This is a genomic window from Bacteroides bouchesdurhonensis (genome assembly GCF_900155865.1).
GTDB classification, from domain to species: domain Bacteria; phylum Bacteroidota; class Bacteroidia; order Bacteroidales; family Bacteroidaceae; genus Bacteroides; species Bacteroides bouchesdurhonensis.
The window spans coordinates 2,059,337-2,079,231 of sequence record NZ_LT707006.1 but is presented as its reverse complement, the minus strand read 5'-3'; the positions used below and the strand labels follow the sequence as shown (position 1 = coordinate 2,079,231).

At 39.5% G+C, this 19,895-nt stretch carries 15 protein-coding genes and 1 pseudogene; 6 read left to right on the top strand and 10 right to left on the bottom strand.

The window, feature by feature from the left end; all coding sequences use genetic code 11:
* From CZ225_RS08360 to CZ225_RS08320, 8 genes and pseudogenes are all read right to left on the bottom strand, one after another.
* Window positions 1-1,062 carry a type II toxin-antitoxin system RnlA family toxin gene (locus CZ225_RS08360; protein WP_077153749.1) on the bottom strand — a complete coding sequence of 354 codons (1,062 nt, stop codon included), beginning with the start codon at window positions 1,060-1,062 and terminating at the stop codon, window positions 1-3.
* 636 nt (window positions 1,063-1,698) lie between these two features.
* Window positions 1,699-3,381, bottom strand: a pseudogene (locus tag CZ225_RS08350) (PAS domain-containing sensor histidine kinase); the annotation flags it as partial.
* Window positions 3,382-3,602: 221 nt separating this feature from the next.
* Window positions 3,603-4,670 (bottom strand): HaeII family restriction endonuclease, encoded by a 1,068-nt coding sequence (locus tag CZ225_RS08345; protein ID WP_077153747.1) that lies wholly within the window; start codon window positions 4,668-4,670, stop codon window positions 3,603-3,605.
* Window positions 4,636-5,628 (bottom strand): DNA cytosine methyltransferase, encoded by a 993-nt coding sequence (gene dcm, locus CZ225_RS08340; RefSeq protein WP_077153746.1) that lies wholly within the window; start codon window positions 5,626-5,628, stop codon window positions 4,636-4,638. The genes CZ225_RS08345 and dcm overlap by 35 nt, the downstream gene beginning before the upstream one ends.
* Window positions 5,612-5,905, bottom strand: a complete 294-nt coding sequence (locus CZ225_RS08335) for a helix-turn-helix domain-containing protein (RefSeq protein WP_077153745.1) — start codon at window positions 5,903-5,905, stop codon at window positions 5,612-5,614. Before CZ225_RS08335 ends, dcm begins: the two co-directional genes overlap by 17 nt.
* Window positions 5,906-6,106: 201 nt before the next feature.
* A complete protein-coding gene (locus tag CZ225_RS08330; RefSeq protein WP_077153744.1) occupies window positions 6,107-6,631 on the bottom strand; it encodes a biotin/lipoyl-containing protein in 525 nt (174 codons plus the stop codon).
* Between the two features lie 24 nt (window positions 6,632-6,655).
* On the bottom strand, window positions 6,656-8,167 hold the full coding sequence (gene accC, locus CZ225_RS08325; protein WP_077153743.1) for an acetyl-CoA carboxylase biotin carboxylase subunit: 1,512 nt from the start codon (window positions 8,165-8,167) through the stop codon (window positions 6,656-6,658).
* A gap of 20 nt (window positions 8,168-8,187) precedes the next feature.
* Complete coding sequence (locus CZ225_RS08320) at window positions 8,188-9,732, bottom strand: acyl-CoA carboxylase subunit beta (protein ID WP_077153742.1); 1,545 nt, start codon at window positions 9,730-9,732, stop codon at window positions 8,188-8,190.
* A gap of 182 nt (window positions 9,733-9,914) precedes the next feature.
* Here CZ225_RS08320 and CZ225_RS08315 point away from each other — a divergent pair, with 182 nt between their 5' ends.
* The 5 genes from CZ225_RS08315 to CZ225_RS08295 all read left to right on the top strand — a co-directional run bounded on the left by CZ225_RS08315 (window position 9,915) and on the right by CZ225_RS08295 (window position 15,920).
* A complete protein-coding gene (locus tag CZ225_RS08315) occupies window positions 9,915-10,502 on the top strand; it encodes a DUF3575 domain-containing protein (protein ID WP_077153741.1) in 588 nt (195 codons plus the stop codon).
* Between the two features lie 24 nt (window positions 10,503-10,526).
* Window positions 10,527-11,978 (top strand): DUF3868 domain-containing protein, encoded by a 1,452-nt coding sequence (locus CZ225_RS08310; protein WP_077155750.1) that lies wholly within the window; start codon window positions 10,527-10,529, stop codon window positions 11,976-11,978.
* Window positions 11,979-12,071: 93 nt separating this feature from the next.
* A complete protein-coding gene (locus CZ225_RS08305; protein ID WP_077155749.1) occupies window positions 12,072-13,571 on the top strand; it encodes an L-lactate permease in 1,500 nt (499 codons plus the stop codon).
* A 94-nt stretch (window positions 13,572-13,665) separates the two neighbouring features.
* A complete protein-coding gene (locus CZ225_RS08300; protein ID WP_077153740.1) occupies window positions 13,666-14,691 on the top strand; it encodes an AI-2E family transporter in 1,026 nt (341 codons plus the stop codon).
* 56 nt (window positions 14,692-14,747) lie between these two features.
* On the top strand, window positions 14,748-15,920 hold the full coding sequence (locus tag CZ225_RS08295) for a glycosyltransferase (RefSeq protein ID WP_077153739.1): 1,173 nt from the start codon (window positions 14,748-14,750) through the stop codon (window positions 15,918-15,920).
* 18 nt (window positions 15,921-15,938) lie between these two features.
* On the opposite strand, the gene CZ225_RS08290 is transcribed toward CZ225_RS08295, so the two are convergent.
* A complete protein-coding gene (locus tag CZ225_RS08290; RefSeq protein ID WP_077153738.1) occupies window positions 15,939-17,183 on the bottom strand; it encodes an ABC transporter permease in 1,245 nt (414 codons plus the stop codon).
* Between the two features lie 21 nt (window positions 17,184-17,204).
* Window positions 17,205-18,404, bottom strand: a complete 1,200-nt coding sequence (locus tag CZ225_RS08285; RefSeq protein ID WP_025074415.1) for a pyridoxal phosphate-dependent aminotransferase — start codon at window positions 18,402-18,404, stop codon at window positions 17,205-17,207.
* A 180-nt stretch (window positions 18,405-18,584) separates the two neighbouring features.
* On the opposite strand from CZ225_RS08285, the gene CZ225_RS08280 reads away from it, so the two are divergent.
* Entirely contained in the window at window positions 18,585-19,820 is a 1,236-nt protein-coding gene (locus CZ225_RS08280) for an L-arabinose isomerase family protein (RefSeq protein ID WP_077153737.1), read from the top strand.
* Window positions 19,821-19,895 lie beyond the last annotated feature (75 nt).

Sequence of the window (19,895 nt, the reverse complement as noted above, 5' to 3'; positions counted from 1 at the left end):
CTACCAATTATTACATATATTGTTAATAACAACAAGGCTATCTCTGATTATGTTTACGGCTTCGTCATATTCAAGAGTCCTGCTTGTTTCTATATTGGGGCTATCCACGTGGAATGTCGAATGTCTATGTTGGTTGAAAAATGAATAACCCTGTTCCAAAGCTTGCTTTAAACGCTCGTTATCATTATAGGTTCCGACACAACTCTTGAAACAATATTTTCCATTACGGTCTTTCTGGAAATAAGTTCCATAGTCTTCGAAATCCGGTGCATCTTCCAGCAGACGGGTTCGTAAAACCGCATCCAACGCTTTCAGTATACCAAAAGTATAACATCCGTAATCGTCCACTTTAACTCCGGAATTAGCCAAGCTGACAGACGTATTGATAAACTTCTCAATCACACTTCCTCGAATGTGTTCCATTCTGGAAATATGCTTGTTGAGGTCATTATCCAAAGCATAGCCTGCCCGTGCTTGAATGGCAAATACCTCTTCTATCACTTCGGAGGGAACGGAAGAGATGGCTTGCAACACTTCGGTGATAAATTCGACATAGAAAGAAGTTATGCTTCCTTGTACCATCAGCGTACCATTGTTATAGAAAATGACGGAGATTTTAGCGTCGTATTTTCCTTTTAAATGGTATTGGTTCCGAATTGCCGGGTTCTTTTCAGTATTTAACTCGGTTACAATAACGTTGTTATACTCTTTTACAGCTTCAATCAGTGTGTCGAAATCATCTTGTCTTACACCTTTCAATTTGAAGCATTTCTGATCCATTTCGGGAATGGCTGTCTGTTCTACAATATATTCCCAGCAACTCTCACACATGCCGTTTAATGTGCCCTGTTTGCCTTGTATATTGTGAGAAACTTGCCCTACGGTAATGTAGCAGTTCAGTATGCCCTTTTCCTGACTTTTTGTATTGACAATCTCAATTTGTTTTTGTTTTCCCTGATTACAGTCCTTTATATGAAGGGTATAAATAGGATGAGCAGCAATAAATTCTTTCGCTGCTTCATCTATTTTTTCAATAGCCAGAGAGTATTTCTTATTTGCCATTATATTCGAATTGGTTTGCAAAGTTACACATTTTATCTATATAACAATGTATATCAGTACATTATTAACTATTTCCTTAATTTATGGGTATAACACCTTGAAATCCCGCCTGCCTCGATACGGGTAAGGGCTGTTTCCCACTGCCCGGTCATTTCGATGTCGGCAATGCGCTTGTCCTTGACGATGTGGTACACGGCAAGTCCTTTTTCCGTGGGGACAAGGTTCAACAGAAGCATTCATAGATTAGTTCTTCTGCTCCTAGGATAAACTTTCTGTTATTTAATGGTAAAGTTATTCTTTATTAATCAAAATCTATAAACGCAAGTTCCGTTTACATAAACGCAAGTTTCATTCATATAAACGCAAGCTTCGTTTATAAAAATGCAACTTTTGTTTATAGTTTAGTCCCAATAAAGAATGATTTATCTATCAGAGGAAAAGAAGTTAGGTATTAAAGAACAGGAATAAAACAAAGAGGATATCGGCAAAGGTGATAGGTGATAGGTGATAGATGAGGTGATAGATAAAATAACAACCTATCACCGCTCCAAAGCGCGATCAACAAGGAGTTTCCGAAGGTTGGTGATAGGATGATAGAGAAAATGATGTTTTTTGTTAGGAGGAGGCACGGTCTTTGTCTTTATAAGGTATAGTGAAATAGAAAGTGGAACCTTTGCCTATGTCGGAGACGGCTCCGATTTCACCGCCGATCTTTTCTATAATCATTTTGCAGATGGCAAGTCCCAATCCTGTACCTCGGGCAAAAGAGTTCAATTTAACAAAGCGATCAAAAATGTGGTTGATCTTATCTTGTGCTACTCCAATACCGGTATCCTTTACATAAAAGTAAATGTGGTCCTCGCGTACTTCAAAACCGTAACGAATTTCACCTGAATGAGTGAACTTACAAGCATTGGTAATAAAATTGGTTATGACCTGCATGATGCGGTTATGGTCCTCCTCAATCATCAAGTCTGTTTCCGGATTGTCTAAGAATAAAGTCACTCCTTCCTGTACACGATCTTTATGCACTTCATAAATGGTACGGCATAATTCTCCAAGATTCATCGGGTGCCTGATATATTCCAACGTACCTGCTTCTATCTTAGACAAATCTAAAATATCATTAATCAATTGCAGAAGGATGTCAGAATTCTGATTGATGATATCTGAATAGGTTTCTTCTTCCTCCGCACTTTCTGCTAAAGGCAGCAGTTTGGAAAAGCCAACAATAGCATTCAAAGGAGTACGTATCTCATGGCTCATATTAGCAAGAAAAGCTGTTTTCAATCTATCGGACTGCTCTGCTTTAAGTCTAGCTGTTATCAATTCCTGCTCTATGTTTTTCAGGCTGGTTATATCCCATGAAATGCCAATCAACAATGGTTTACGTCCTTCCATAGGAACCAGTGTTTTTAATGTTTGCACAATACGTGTTTCTCCACTAGCCGAAATATAGGTTTCTTGCATTTCAAGAGGCTCATGAGTGCGTAGTACTTCCATATCATCCCTATGGAATTTTTCGGCATCCCCGCTTTCGGGGAAGATTTCCGCATCCGTATGTCCGATAGCTTTATACGCGGGTATTCCTGAATGCTCAGTAAACGCTCTATTCCAATATAAATACCTTAATTCATCCTCCGGATCTTTCACAAACAGGTAAACAGGGACATTATTCAAAATCCCTTCGAGCAAGGCATTGAGTTCCCGAAGTTCATCTTGTTTTTTGATGACATCGGTAATATCCTGAGTAAAGAACCAGATTAGTTCTTCGTTATCTTCTTTAGTCAGAAACGTGGAGACTTGGTGAACCCCTTTGTTATTGTATCCCTTTTTTGTGTAATCAGCACGATATGAGAAACTGCCACCATTATCCCGTATTTGCTGAAGACGTGCTTGCCAAGCCTCAGGTGTTTTCATGGAAACTGGCAAATCATAGATCTTTTGTATGCCAACTTGTTGGGTTACGCCATATTCTTCAATGAATTGTTTATTAGCATAGACTAATGTACCTTCTGCTGAGACGGCAAGTATACTGTCGCTAACTTTATCCAACACTCTTTTAAAAACTTCCAATTGACGTTGGGTAATGATCTGTTCGGTAACTTCGTTCGGCAACACTTCCACACCGACTTCATCGTGTTTGAAAACAGTCTGCATATCCGGCCGTGAATCTAATATCTTAACCGCATATTTTTCTCTAAAATCAAAAGGAACACGCTCTTCCGGAAAAGAGAGTCGTTTCTTCAACTGGGCATTCTCTTCTCTAAGTGCCTCTAGTTGCTCTTCGAGTGTTGCTTTTGTTTGTTCACTGTCCATAAGATACTGGGGTATTTATATACTTAACTGTCAAATGTAGATAAAAGTTTTAATAATAAGGATATTACAAGACTTTTTATTAAAAATTTTCAGCGGTTTGATACAACCGTTTGAAGAATAAACATTTAACGGAGTATTCGAGAAACAGAGGTAACGATTTGATTATCAGAAAAATCAACAGCTCGAAATTGATTCTTTGACTCCGTATAACATAAACTCATTTAACTATTACGCCAAATATCATTTAGTAAAATGGAATCATAACCTCTACAGTGCTTGAAATCATTAAAGTCATCACAATTGGTTGCAGGAAATTCCAATAAAATCTCATCATATAAAGTTGATAGAACTTTACCACCTATTTCTTCTGCAAAAGTTCCTCTAAGTGCTTTCTCATACCATGATATTAAATCATTTTCCGTTACTATACTTTGAATTTTAGATTTCCATCCGATTTGTGTCAAAAGCGAAACTATTAGTTTTTCTTCAGAATTTTTGCATACAATAACTATTCTATCAGATGATACCGATGATACTATATTTTCCGCAAGTTCTTCGGTCAAGGACAAATGCTTTATCTGAATAGCCATACCGAAATTAGCCCACATATCTAATCCTCTATCGGCAGCATTGGTAACTCCGACACGATTTATTCGAGCATTGACGGTTACCGTTGAACGTTCTTTTGATAATCCGATTACACGTTCGGCAAAATCAGAAAATTCTTCCAATAGTTTTTGTTTTGCCTTATCAGCTTCAACTGTAACCTTAACTTTAAGACATTCTATAAGAGCCGAAAACAAAGCATATACTACTATTTCATATATTTTATCTACACTTCTCCTCAATCCAGGTTCATTCCAAAAAAGATTGATAAACTCTATAACTTTGAAACTGCTTTTATCATGTGTATGGCAATAATCCAAACCGCTTGACATTTGTGAAAAGCGTTGCTCGAAGCGGTCGTAAATATATTTTTCTACAACACCTTTATTTTGTCTGTTTTCAATTCCTAATACTTCAAGAACCGAAGGCGGTACTGCATTTTCATTAAAGACATCATCTTGATACCTTGCCGAGGATGTCGATGTTCTTCCCAAAAATTGCAAACAGACTACATCACGCCATCTTTTTGAGGCGTTTCTATAAGTTTCCAAATCTGATAAATCAATATCTCCATGAACTCTATCTCGATATAAAATTTCTGCGATTTGAATAGGCTTATATAAATGTACTCTGCCTTTAGATATGATTTTATCTAACGCTTGCTTTGCTTCCAATAGAGTCATAATCTCCAAATAAATTAAGTTCTTTATATTTTACGGCTGTTTTTTGTTCATCAAGTGCTTTAATCATTTCACCAGCTATTGCTTGTATAACAGGAACCGATACGGAATTCCCAGCTACTTTTCGTGCTTGTGAATATGGGATATTTATAATAAAAGAATCGGGAAATCCTTGAAGTCGCAACATTTCACGTGAAGTCAATCGTCTTTCTCCGTTTACAACCAAATAATTATAACTTCCTCCAGCTCTTAATGCGCAAGAATATGGCAATGGAGATATATTACCTCCGATATTTTCATGCCAAATAGAAGGTTTGGGCGGTATTGTTTTGAGAGCGGAAAAACGTTTCTGCCTCATTGTTTCTGACAAAAAATATGAGGCGGGAATATCTTCTTCTTTTTCCAATAATTCGGATAAAGGTTTAAAATACCCCAAAGGTTTCGGGAATTTAAATTGTATAGGCTTTTTAAAGCCTACAATATAAATTCTTTCTCTTTTTTGAGGAACGCCAAAATCTAACGAATTAAATACTTTATGATAAACGGTATATCCCAATTTATTCAATCTATCCAAAATCACCGTAAAGGTATTCCCATTATCATGAGTTGTAAGCCGTTTTACGTTTTCTAACAAAAAAGCTTCCGGTTGCTTTGCTCTAAGGATCGCTTCAATATTGAAAAATAATGTACCTCTTGTATCTGCAAAACCTAAGCCTTTGCCAGCGATACTGAACGGTTGGCAAGGAAATCCAGCTAAGAGAATATCGTGTTCAGGAATATCTTCGGGGGCTATATCATTAATATCCCCAAAGGGTGTTTCATGAAAATTTGCTTCATACATCATTTGGGCATATTTATCCCATTCTGAAGAAAATACATTTTCACATCCATGTGCTTCAAAACCTAGTCGGATACCTCCAATACCTGCAAATAAATCTATAGTTTTATATATCTTGCCCATATCTTACAATATTTTCATTTACAACATGGAGTATATCTTGTGCATTGATTTCATCGCCTACCACATTATAAACCTTATCCGCCAACCATAAAGTTACAAGTTCGTTTTTATATGCATTCAATATCTGAGCGATTATTTCTACTTGTTCACTCTTGGCTCTTCTTTCTCCTTTCGCTATTTTGCAATATGTCGCTGTGTCAATATTCAGAGCCGCAGCTAATTGTCGCTGCGGTATCTGATTTTGAATGCGTAGCTCTTTTATGCGTTCCGAAAACATCTTATTACCATTTTATGTCTTGACATTATTTGGCAAAGTTACTACTTTTATTTGGTTTACTGTTTATAGCTAACCATCTTTATATCGGATATTCAATCTCCCGACTCTGGAGGTGAGATTGTCCGTCCCTAAATGCTGGGACGATTACCCCGAATAGTTCACAGAGTTCCCAATCGGTCATGGCAATACAGAAAAATAAAGTTATTCAATCACCATGATACGGTCATTCAACCCTACCTTCATATTATCTTCTACAAATACCTCTTTTACCGTTCCATCTGTCGTAGATCGAATCTCGTTTTCCATTTTCATGGCGACTAATACACAAAGCGGGTCCCCGCGTTTCACGTCATCTCCTTTCTTAACGTATGTCTTCAGGATCACTCCCGGCATTGGTGCTTGCACTACCTGACGTCCCACAGCTTCTGCAGCAGCACGTGCGTTATGTATTTTCTCCATTTCCCCCTGCAACTCAATTTGGTAAAGCTCTCCCTTATTCATGATTGTATATGAATTATTGGAAGAAGGAGAAATCTGTACTCCATGAGAATGATGATCGATGATAATTGAATGAATGGAGTCACCTCCCACATTATAATCCACCTCATAAACCTTGCCATTGACCGCAATTTTCTTGATCGGTCCATCTTCCAGAATTTCTACCTTATATTCTGTATCCGGCATATCCAGAAGTTTGGCATAATATGTAGCTAATGTTGTACCCATATTAATATTTTTTTATTACTCCATTTAATAATTGTTGGCAGTCATCTGTAACTTGCCATAATACTTCCAAAGAGATTCGCCCACCACCGGAAGAGTTGTCGCCCGGGAAGCAGCTTCTTTCTCTCTTTCATAATGTCTCACCGCAGCTGCAATCACAGCCACTGTAGGATCTGTATTCTGGTGCCGCTTCAAGTCTTCCTTATCAAAACGGGTATCAATAAAAGTGGTATCATACTTTCCTTCCAGAAATGCGGCATTCTTCAGAACCCGTTGATGGAAAGGAATGGTAGTCTTTATTCCCAGAATTTTATATTCGCGCAAAGCACGAGCCATGTTAGAGATAGCCGAAGCACGAGTACGTCCCCAACAACATAGCTTGGCAATCATCGGGTCATAATGCAGAGATACTTCAAAACCGGCATAAGCAGCACTATCCAAACGAAGATTACGACCTTCGGGAGCTTCACGCACTGTTATCACTCCGGGCGAAGGCATGAAGTTGTTCTCCGGATCTTCTGCATAAATACGACATTCGATGGCAGCCCCGCTAAATTTAATATCATCCTGTTTATAAGGTAACGGATTACCTGCTGCAACTGTTATCATATCGCGTACCAGATCTACTCCCGTACATTCTTCGGTTACTAAATGCTCCACTTGCAACCGGGTATTCATTTCAAGGAAGTAGAAATTCTGATCCTTGTCCATCATAAACTCCAAGGTTCCGGCACTGTAATACCCTATTTTCTTGCAAGCTTCTACGGCTACTTTCAACATATTTTTCCGCGTCTCTTCTTTCACAAAAGGAGACGGTGATTCTTCAATCACTTTCTGGTTGCGACGCTGAATGGAACATTCACGTTCGTAAAGATGAACCACATTACCATATTTATCTCCCATTATCTGCACTTCGATATGATGTGGATTTTCGATATATTTTTCGATGTAGACTGCATCATTTCCAAAAGACGTCCCAGCCTCGGATTGCGAAAGACGAAGGGCTGTATCTACTTCTTCCTCCGAACGAACCAGTCTCATCCCTTTTCCTCCACCACCGGCAAGAGCTTTCAACATGATAGGATAGCCCACTTCTTTGGCAACCCTTTTTACTTCCTCTATGCCTTGTACGGGAGCCTCAGTTCCGGGAACAATCGGTAATCCGGCTTCACGCATAATCTTACGTGCCTCAGTCTTAATTCCCATCTTCGAAATGATGTCGGCACTCGGTCCGATAAAGATCACTCCTTCTTCTTCACAACGACGGGCGAAGTCCGCATTCTCCGACAAGAAACCATATCCCGGATGAATAGCCGCACCTGTCTTTTTTGCAATTGCCAATATCAATTCCGGTTTCAGATAAGAAGTATCTTCCGGTGAATCAGAAATACAATATGCTTCTTCTGCATAACGAACATGCAAAGCACTACGATCTACATGAGTATAAACGGCTACTGTTGAGATATTCATCACTCTGCACGTACGGAAGATTCGCAAGGCTATTTCGCCTCTGTTAGCAACCAATATTTTCTTGATCATATTTTTCTCCTTTCTTAGTCTTAAAGTGGAATATTTGAATGTTTCTTGGGCGGATTGGACTGACGCTTGTTGGCAAGCATCTCGAAACTGCGGATCAACCGCAAACGGGTAACTGCCGGATCAATCACTTCATCCACATAACCTAACTCTGCTGCCCGATAGGGATTAGCGAATTTCCCGCGATACTCTTCCTGAAGTTCTTTTCGTTTTGTCTCGGGTGACTGGGCTTTATCTATTTCTTTGCGGAACAAGATGTTTACGGCACCATCCGGTCCCATTACAGCTATCTCTGCTGTTGGAAAAGCCAGATTCACATCCCCACGGATATGTTTTGAACTCATCACGTCATAAGCACCTCCATACGCCTTACGTGTGATAATGGTTACTTTGGGAACCGTAGCTTCACAATAAGCATAAAGCAATTTGGCACCATTACGAATAATGCCACCGTATTCTTGATCCACTCCCGGAAGGAATCCCGGCACATCGACCAATGTCAGCAATGGTATATTGAATGCATCGCAGAAACGGACGAAACGGGCAGCTTTGACGGAAGCATTTATATCCAATGTTCCTGCCAACACCAAGGGCTGATTAGCTACAATTCCCACTGTCTTTCCATTCAGGCGAATGTAACCGGTAACAATATTCGGTGCAAACTCCGGTTGAAGTTCAAAGAAGCTATTCTCATCCGCTACGGATTCTATCATCTCCTTTATATTATAAGGTTGATTCGGATTAGTAGGAATCAGATCAGATAGTTCCGGCGTCAAGCGTGTAGGCGAGTCACTGGTAGCTACAAAAGGAGGTTCTTCCATATTATTTCCCGGAAGGTAGGAGATCAATTCCCTGATATAATTAATACATTCAATATCATTTTCTGCAGAAAGATGGGCAACGCCGGATTTTGTCATGTGAACATCCACTCCGCCCAGATCATCCTTGCTTACTTCTTCCTGAGTCACACTTTTCACGACATCGGGACCGGTAATAAACATATAACCGGAATTTTTTACCATCAGAATAAAATCGGTCAGTGCAGGTGAGTAAACCGCACCTCCGGCACAAGGCCCCATTATCGCACTGATTTGTGGAATAACCCCCGAAGCCATCGAATTACGAAGGAATATCTCAGCATATCCTGCCAATGAGCGTACTCCCTCCTGGATACGGGCACCTCCTGAATCATTTAATCCGATGATAGGTGCTCCCATCTGCATAGCCATGTCCATCACTTTACAAATCTTTTTGGCATGTGTTTCCGAAAGAGCTCCTCCAAATACGGTAAAGTCCTGTGCAAAAACATAAACTAAACGTTTTCCAATCATACCGTAACCGGTAACTACTCCGTCTCCTGCAAATTTCTGTTTTTCCATACCGAAATCGGTACAACGATGAGTGACCAATTTATCCAACTCGATAAATGAACCTTTTTCTAAAAGTAAATCGATACGTTCACGGGCTGTCAGTTTGCCCACCGAATGTTGTTTCTCAATACGGGCATCTCCGCCCCCCTTCTCAGCTTTCCTGTTTAATTCTTCCAGGTTTTTGATTAGCTCCTTCATAAACTGTGTATATTTGATGTTTTACTATAATAAACGTTTTTACACGATAATTTGTTAGCATTTATGCCCTTAAACATCTTTCTTTGTTTATTCACAGACATTTTTTACCGGTTGCCTCAACAAAGTCCCATGGTCAGGTGTTTATCGCTTATCATTTTAAAAAAACCAATATCCTAACGAAAATGAGAACAATTAAACTTTTACTAGCAGTTGGTTTCCTGCTCGCTTTCGGTACAAGCATTCATGCACAGGTACAACGTAATGAAACCTATTTACCCAAATTTGCTATTAAGACAAATGCTTTGTATTGGGCGACTTCCACTCCCAACCTGGGAATTGAAATCGCACTCTCCAAAAAACTGACTCTGGATGTATCGGGTAACTATAATCCATGGAAATTTGGAAACGACCGACAAATCAAACACTGGCTGGTCCAACCGGAATTGCGCTATTGGCTTTGTGAACGTTTTAACGGTAGTTTCTTTGGTCTGCATGGTCACTATGCTGATGTGGATGTCAGTAATCTGAATGTTTTCGGAATGGGGCACGACCGTTATGACGGAAATTTGTATGGTGCAGGTATTTCATACGGATATCAATGGATTATCAGCAGACGTTGGAGTATGGAGGCAACCATCGGGGTCGGATATGCGCGCGTAAAGTATGATAAATATGCCCGCGGTGACGGAGGTGAAAAGCTAGGACATAATACTCGTAACTATTTTGGTCCGACCAAAATAGGCTTAAGCTTTATTTATGTCATCAAATAATCAAAACTTATAATACTTACAATGATGAAAAAGAAACTTATTTATCTCATTATAGCACTTGCAGCCGTCATAGCACCGGCTCATGCACAAAAATTCATGAATGATGCACTCACACTCTCGGATGTGACTTTATGGCAACAGGGTGAGTCTTTATATGTAGGAATGACCATGGATATGAAAAACCTAACTGTCGGTTCCGCAAGAAGCCTAAGCCTCGTCCCTCTATTGACAGACGGGCAACACAATGTTCCTCTACAAGAAATTATTATAAACGGAAAAAGACGTGAAAAAGCATATATTCGTGGATTAGCCATGAACCAACAAGAGCCAACAGCTATCATCGTCCCTTATAACAAACGGGAAACTTTAAACTATACACAGGTGATTCCTTACCAACCATGGATGGCAAATGCTTCCTTACAACTTGTAGAGACCTTATGCGGATGTGGCAACTACCAGGAAATGACTGCTCAGGAATTAATTACAAACGATGTTTCTACCGAAGCCAAACGACTGAGTGCCATGTCACCACTGGTTGCTTATATCCAACCAACAGTGGAGGTGGTTAAAAAACGCAGCGAACAATACGAAGCTCATCTGGATTTCCCTGTTAATAAATACGTCATTTTGACTGATTTCATGAATAATCATTCCGAATTGGTGAATATCCATTCGATGTTCGACAAGATCCAGAATGATAAAAACTTGACGGTAACAAAAATCAGTATTGAAGGTTTTGCTTCTCCGGAAGGTCCTTTGGCATTCAATGAACAACTTTCAAAGAAACGCGCAGTGGCTTTGAAGGATTATCTGGTAAAGAATGAGAAGGTTCCTGCTAATGTCTATAATGTTACTTTCGGTGGTGAAAACTGGGATGGCCTGGTGAAAGCTCTTGAGGCTTCTTCGATGAAAGACAAAGAAACTTTCCTGAATATCATCAAGAATACTTCCGACGATGCGAAACGTAAACAGGAAATTATGCGCGTAGGTGGCGGTGTTCCTTATCGTACCATGTTGAAAGAAATCTATCCGGGATTACGTAAAGTAAATTGCAAAATCGATTATACTGTCATCAATTTCGATGTAGAGCAAGGACGCATCATTATCCGTGAGAATCCTAAATACTTGAGCTTGAATGAAATGTATCAGGTAGCCAACAGTTATCCGAAAGGCAGCAAGGATTTCGCAAATGTATTTGACATTGCCGTTCGCATGTATCCGAACGATCCGGTTGCCAACCTGAATGCAGCAGCTGTCGCTTTGTCTATGAAGGATTTAAATACAGCAGTGAAATTTATGGAAAAAGCAGATCATGCCACTGCTGAATTCTTAAACAATACAGGTGTATATAATTTCCTGAACGGTGATATCCAACGTGCTAGAGCAGCTTTCGAGCAGGCAGCCAAAATGGGTAATGAAGCAGCTCAGGCAAACTTGCAACAATTGCAACAAATCCTTAACATGAAAATAAAATAAATAGAAAAAATATTCTATTCAGTAGACCAAATGAAACGTTCGTTTGTTATATTCTTAACAAACGGACGTTTCACTTTTTTAAATCTGATTATTATGACGCTAATTCTTGCTGTAATTCCAGTATTGCTGTTGATAGTTTTAATGGCATTCTTCAAAATGTCTGGTGATAAGAGTAGTATCATCTCTTTAATTGTTACTATCCTTATTGCTCTTTTTGGTTTTTCTGTCTCTATAGACAATCTGTTGTTCTCATTTATCTATGGAGCATTAAAGGCTGTTTCGCCTATCTTAATCATCATTTTAATGGCTATTTTCAGCTATAATGTCTTGCTGAAAACACAGAAGATGGAAATCATCAAACAACAATTTTCGTCGATTTCTACGGATAAAAGTATTCAGGTGTTGTTATTAACTTGGGGATTCGGCGGTTTACTGGAAGCAATGGCTGGATTCGGTACTGCTGTTGCTATTCCGGCAGCTATATTAATCAGTTTAGGATTCAAGCCGATTTTCTCTGCTACTGTCAGTTTGATTGCCAACAGTGTTGCCACTGCTTTCGGAGCCATTGGAACGCCTGTACTTGTATTGGCGAAAGAAACGAATTTAGATGTATTACAACTGAGTACGAACGTTGTGTTGCAACTTTCCGTCTTAATGTTCCTTATCCCTCTAGTATTGCTATTCCTCACTGATCCTAAAGTGAAATCACTACCAAAGAATATATTTCTAGCTCTATTAGTGGGAGGTGTTTCCTTGCTCGGACAATATGTGGCAGCCAAATATATGGGTGCAGAATCTCCGGCCATTATTGGAAGCATACTATCGATCATCGTGATCGTTCTCTACGGTAAACTAACTGCTTCCAAAGAAGAAAAGGCACGAAAGAGCACGCTTAAAACGAAAGATATTCTTAATGCATGGAGTATTTATTTGCTGATTCTATTCCTTATTATTCTGACTAGTCCCCTCTTCCCAGGATTAAGACATACATTGGAAAATAACTGGATTACCAGAATCAGCTTGCCGATCAATGCTTCTACGGTTAATTATACTATCTCCTGGCTTACTCACGCAGGTGTATTACTATTCATCGGAACTTTTATAGGAGGACTGATACAGGGAGCAAAAGTCAAAGAATTATTGATAGTTCTTTGGAATACTGTGAAGCAGTTAAAGAAAACTTTTATAACGGTAATCTGTCTAGTCGGGTTATCTACTATCATGGATACGTCCGGTATGATTGCTGTTATTGCTACGGCATTGGCAACTGCTACGGGTAGTTTGTATCCGCTCTTTGCCCCAGTCATCGGATGTTTGGGAACATTTATCACAGGGAGTGATACCTCCTCCAATATTCTCTTTGGTAAACTACAGGCTAGTGTCGCCGGACAAATTCATGTCAGCCCGGATTGGTTGTCAGCCGCTAATACAGTAGGTGCTACGGGAGGAAAAATTATTTCCCCGCAAAGTATCGCCATTGCCACCTCTGCCGGAAATCAACAAGGCAAAGAAGGGGAAATACTGAAAGCCGCTATCCCATATGCATTGGCTTATGTCGTTATTACGGGAATTATTGTGTATGTCTTCAGCTAGGAATAGTTTTTTCATATCAGCCTTCCATTATAGAACAAACCTTTCGAGGGTTTTTGTTGTTTTTATTAACGTATAAATGAACTGATTACACAATATGAGCATTAAAGAACAATACTGGAAATACTCCCTCATTGTCATTATACTATTGATGGGAGTTATTATCTTCCGTCAAATCACTCCCTTTTTGGGTGGATTGTTGGGTGCACTCACTATCTATATTCTAGTACGCAACCAGATGATTTATTTGACTGTAACAAGAAAAATGAAACGAAGTTTGAGTGCTTTTCTGATCACTTCAGAAACTGTTCTTGTATTTCTTGTTCCTGCCGGATTGACTATCTGGCTGTTGGTAAATAAATTACAAGATATCAATTTAGCACCAGAAACCTTTATTGCCCCCATCCAACAGACAGCGGTCACGATCAAAGAAAAAACAGGTTATGATGTATTAGGAAATGATACGTTATCGTTTATAGTATCATTACTTCCCCGAATAGGACAAGCCATAATGGGGGGAATCAGCAACCTTGCCGTCAATTTATTTGTAATGATTTTCGTGTTATATTTCATGTTAACCGGTGGTCAGAAAATGGAATCGTATGTCAATGATATCCTTCCTTTCAATGAAACAAACACGAATGATGTTATTCACGAAATTTATATGATTGTACGGTCCAATGCCATCGGTATTCCTCTATTGGCTATCATACAAGGAGGAGTGGCCATGATCGGATATCTTATTTTCGGTGCTCCCAATATCTGGCTTTTAGGATTCCTGACTTGTTTTGCGACAGTTATTCCCATGGTAGGAACAGCTTTGGTCTGGGTGCCTATAGCCGCTTATTTTGCATTGAATGGAGAATGGTTTAACGCTATCGGACTCTTCGCCTATGGCGGATTAATCATTTCCCAACTCGACAATTTGATACGTTTTATTCTACAAAAGAAAATGGCGGATATTCATCCGTTGATAACCATTTTCGGAGTAGTGGTCGGATTACCATTATTCGGGTTTATGGGTGTCATATTCGGTCCTTTATTGCTGTCATTATTCTTTCTTTTTGTGGATATGTTTAAGAAAGAATATCTGGATTCACGAAATAACCTCCCTGCAAAATAACAAAGCTACCGAAAAAATACGTACTTTTGCAGGTATAAAAAACGACATATAAATTAATGGAAGCATTTACATTCAATACTATCGAACTGATATTATTATCAGCTACAGGTATCCTCTTCATTATCCAACTCATTTATTATTTCGGTTTGTATAACCGGATACACAGACATAATACTGCTGTACGTAAGGAAGAGGTTCATTTTTCACGAGAATTTCCTCCACTATCTGTTATTGTCTGTGCCCGCAATGAAGCTGATAACTTGCGCAAAATACTTCCAACGATTTTGGAACAGGATTATCCGCAATTTGAAGTGATTGTTATCAATGATGCCTCGACCGATGAAACAGCAGATGTATTAGGTATCTTTGAAGAAAAATACCCTAATCTTTATCACAGTTTCACTCCGGAAAGTGCACGATATATCAGTCATAAAAAGTTAGCTCTTACATTAGGTATCAAAGCTAGTAAACACGATTGGCTGGTATTTACTGAAACAAACTGTATTCCGGCAAGTAACCAATGGCTGAAATTAATGGCACGTAACTTCACTTCGCAAACACAAATTGTACTGGGCTATAGTGGTTACGACCGTACTAAAGGATGGTTGCATAAAAAAGTGGCATTTGATGCACTCTTTCAATCTTTGCGTTATCTTGGCTTTGCTTTAGCCGGAAAACCTTATATGGGTATCGGGCGTAATCTGGCTTATCGAAAAGAATTATTCTTCAAACAAAAAGGTTATTCATCCTACTTAAATCTACAACGTGGCGAGGATGATTTGTTTATTAACCAGATAGCTACAGCGGAAAACACCAGAGTTGAAACAGATTATAATGCAACAGTACGCATACAGCCGATAGAACGTAGAAAGGATTGGAAAGAAGAAAAGGTAAGTTTTATGGCGACAGCACGTTATTATCGTGGTATACAACGTTATCTACTAGGTTTCGAAACTTTCTCAAGATTGCTATTCTATGGAGTATGTGTTGCCGGAATCGTATTCGGTATCCTTAACTTCCATTGGTTGGTCGCGGGAATTGCCTTATTTGCCTGGATACTCCGCTATGTCATTCAAGCAATCGTAGTCAACCAGACAGCCAAAGAAATGGGCGGAGGCAGGAAATATGTTTTCTCTTTACCTATTTTTGATTTGCTTCAACCGATACAGTCTCTCAGATTCAAGTCTTGCCGTTTCTTCCGTGGGAAGGGAGATTTCATGAGAAGATAAAAGCCATCACTAGAACTATCATTCGTATCTCATTGAACTTGCCGGATTAATTTTAGCAATGATGAAAGAAGGACCTATCAACATAAGTACAGACGAAAGTAATGTTCCCGCATTGATTAATAACAAGAACCAGATATTAAAATAAACAGGAACGGAGTCCATATAGTAGTTGGCAGGATCTAATTTAAATATATGAAAATAAGATTGGAGAAAACAGAAGGCAAGTCCTATGATATTTCCCAGAATCATTCCCTTACCAATCAAAAAAACAGAGAACCATAAAAAGGTTTTGCGAATGGTGAAATTATCAACTCCCAAAGCTTTTAGGATACCAATCATGTTGGTTCGCTCAATGATAATAATCAGCAAACCGGAAATCATGGTGAAACCGGCAACCCCCATCATAAGAACAAGAATTACCCAGATATTGGTATCCAATAATCCCAGCCACTCAAAGATTTGAGGATTCAGCTGCTCTATATTCCGCACATAATAAGTACCGCCCAAAAGATCATGTTGATTATCTGTATCTTCCGCTATTTTGTAGGTAATATCCTCTAAACGATTATAATCATTAACTTCTAATTCTACCCCGCTCACTTGCTCCGGTTGCCAACTATTCAAACGATTGACTGTATAAAGATCCGTAAGCAGGAAGAGATTATCATATTCTGAAAAATTAGTCTGGTAAATCCCTGCAATCGTTAGCCGACGAGCGCGAATGTCATCCTGAATATAATAAGTATAGATTTTATCTCCAAGCTTCAACTTCAACTTGGTAGCCAAAGCTTTGGAAATAAGAACTTTATTAGTAGAAACCGAATCACTGAAAACAGGTACTTCTCCTTCTAACAAATATTCCTTAATAAAATGCGGGTCAAACTCCGGACCGACGCCTTTCAATACCATTCCTTGAAAAGCCTCATCGGTCTTTATCATTCCCGGTTTCGTAGAATAACGCTGCACGTGACTTACTTCCGGATAACCGACAAGTGCAGCCATCATACTATCTCCCACTACAACAGGGTGAGTTTCATAAGAATTAACTGCATCCAGATTAGTGATTTGTATATGCGAACCAAATCCTACGACTTTATCCCTCACCTCACTCTTAAAGCCAACGACTACTGCAACAGCAATAATCATTACAGCTAGCCCGACAGCAATACCCGCCATCGCAATGAGGACAGCAGGACGAGATACCTGCTTACCACCATCGCTTTCACGATAAATACGCCGAGCTATAAAAAGTGAAAATGACATTTATTTGTTCCGTAATTCTATTTATTCTGTTCTTCCCGGGTACGCTTCCAATGCTTTTTGCAAAACGAAAAGCGCACGCGTCAAATCTTCTTTTTTCAATACATAAGCAATACGTACTTCATTGACTCCTGAACCCGGAGTCGTATAGAAACCGGAAGCCGGAGCCATAAAGACTGTTTGCCCTTCGTATTCAAAATCAGAAAGACACCATGCACAGAATTTATCCGAATCATCTACCGGAAGCTTTGCCACTGTGTAGAAAGCTCCCATCGGTATAGGAGAATATACGCCCGGTATGCGATTCAATCCGTCAATCAAACATTTACGACGTTCCACGTATTCATCGTACGTTTCACGCGAATATTCTTCGGGAGCATCCAAAGAAGCCTCTGCAGCAATCTGTCCGATCAATGGAGGACTTAAACGTGCCTGGCAGAACTTCATAACAGCGTCACGTATCTCTTTGTTCTTGGTAATTAACGCACCGATACGAATACCGCATTCTGAATATCGTTTTGAAACGGAGTCAATCAATACAACATTGTTTTCAATCCCTTCCAGATGACAGGCAGAGATATAAGGAGATCCGGTATAAATAAACTCACGATAAACTTCATCGGAGAACAGGAACAAGTCATATTTCTTCACCAGATCACGAATCTGATTCATCTCACGACGAGTATACAGATATCCGGTCGGATTATTCGGATTACAAATCAATATCGCTTTTGTCCGCTCGTTGATCAGTTCTTCAAACTTCTCCACCTTCGGAAGAGAAAAGCCCTCTTCAATGGTAGTGGCAATTGTGCGGATTTTCGCTCCAGCTGAAATTGCAAAAGCCATATAGTTGGCATAAGCCGGTTCAGGAACAATAATTTCGTCTCCCGGATTCAAACAGGAAAGAAAAGAGAAAAGCACCGCTTCCGACCCTCCTGATGTAATAATTATATCATCAGCAGTCAGATTGATATTGAATTTAGCATAATACCCTACTAATTTTTCGCGATAGCTACGATAACCGGCACTCGGACTATATTCCAGCACTTTGCGGTCAATACTGCGTATCGCGTCAATCGCGGCCTGAGGAGTGGGCAGATCAGGCTGTCCGATATTCAGGTGAAACACATGGACTCCCCGCTGTTTGGCAGCATCTGCTAAAGGAGCCAGTTTTCTGATAGGAGATGCAGGCATCTCATTTCCGCGAATGGAGATGGTTGGCATAATTTTAATTACAAATTACTAATTACTATTTACTTTTTCTACTTGAAGCTGCAAATGTACGCAATAATTTGAATACAGAGACATAAAAACTTTAAAAACCTTAGCAAGGTTAAAATCGTTATTGAAATATGGAAAGAAAGCTATACATTTGTCATATGGAAAACTTAAAACAATACCATAATGACTATACATCTCATCTCATTCGCTTCGCTTCTTCACAAACAGACTTCACTACGTAGTTCACATGAAGCTGTGTTAAGTGAGCTCGAGAAATACTATACCGTTAAATTCGTCGATTACCAAGATATGGACAAACTGAGTAGTGATGATTTCAAAATTATCTTCATCGCTACCGGAGGAGTGGAACGATTAGTGATCCAACATTTTGAACGTCTTCCCCGCCCTACCATTTTATTGGCTGACGGTATGCAGAATTCACTTGCAGCAGCTTTGGAGATTTCTTCCTGGTTACGGGGACGTGGCATGAAAAGCGAAATCTTACATGGAGAACTACCTGCTATCATCTTGAGAATTCATATTCTATACAATAACTTCCGAGCACAGCGTTCCTTATTTGGAAAACGCATCGGCGTCATTGGCACACCTTCTTCTTGGTTAATAGCCAGCAATGTAGATTATCTGTTAGCCAAACGACGTTGGGGAATCGAATACAATGATATTCCACTAGAGTCCATATATAAGCATTTCCAACATATCACTGATGACGAAGTAGGTGCATCGTGCGCTGCCGTCGCTTCACAGGCTCTCGCTTGCCGGGAGGGTAGTCCCAAAGATTTAATTAATGCAATGAAACTATATAGGGCTATTAAAAAAGTGTGTGAAGAAAACAAGCTGGATGCATTGACGCTCAGTTGTTTTAAAATATTGGAACAGATTGACACTACCGGCTGTCTGGCTTTGTCCTTATTGAATGATGAAGGAATCATTGCGGGATGTGAAGGCGATTTACAATCTGTCTTTACCCTACTTGCAGTGAAAACACTGACGGGAAAAGGGGGATTCATGGCTAACCCGTCTATGATAACCTCTCGTTCGAACGAACTGGTATTGGCACACTGCACCGTAGGACTCAAACAAACGGAGAGATATGTCATCCGAAATCATTTTGAATCGGAGAAAAGTATAGGTATACAGGGGTTACTTCCTACTGGAGATGTGACTATTGTAAAATGCGGTGGAGAGTGTTTGGACGAATATTATCTATCTACCGGAACATTAACAGAAAATACCAACTATATCAACATGTGCCGTACACAAGTACGCATTAAAATGAATACCCCTACCGAATATTTCCTGAAAAATCCACTCGGTAATCATCATATCCTAATACAAGGTAACTACGAAGATGCGTTGAACGAGTTCTTCCAAGCAAATGCTTGTAAAAGAACAGAATAATATTATTCTTGTTCTGCTCATCAAAAAGTCTTTTATATAGTTATTCCTATGCAAATTAATCCTATATTTGCATAG